Here is a 317-nt window from a genome sequence, read left to right as displayed (position 1 = left end):
AGATCTGGTAGCAGGCGATACCTTCCTTCTGGATCACGTCGCGGTCGGTGGTTTCCGGCATGCGCTTGCAGGCCAAACCGCCCTTGGCGCCGACCGGCACGATGACCGCGTTCTTTGCCTGCTGTGCCTTGACCAGACCCAACACCTCGGGGCGGAAATCTTGATGACGGTCGGACCAGCGCAGACCACCACGGGCGCCCTTGCCGCCACGCAGGTGAACACCTTCGACGCGCGGCGAGTAGACGAAGATCTCGAACATCGGGGGCGGCTTCGGCACGTCAGGAATGCTGCGCGTGTCGAGCTTGAAGCTGATGTAG

The 317-nt window shown here is 63.1% G+C and carries 1 protein-coding gene; it reads right to left on the bottom strand.

Annotation, left to right across the window (positions count from 1 at the left end):
- The coding region (locus R2R70_RS19495) for an NAD-glutamate dehydrogenase domain-containing protein (protein ID WP_410978821.1) at positions 1–317 on the bottom strand (317 nt) is incomplete at both ends.

Origin of the sequence: Cobetia sp. SIMBA_158, assembly GCF_046566945.1 — a bacterium.
Lineage (GTDB): Bacteria > Pseudomonadota > Gammaproteobacteria > Pseudomonadales > Halomonadaceae > Cobetia > Cobetia amphilecti.
Note: the sequence above shows the minus strand (reverse complement) of the source record. Positions and strands in the feature narration are given on the sequence as shown.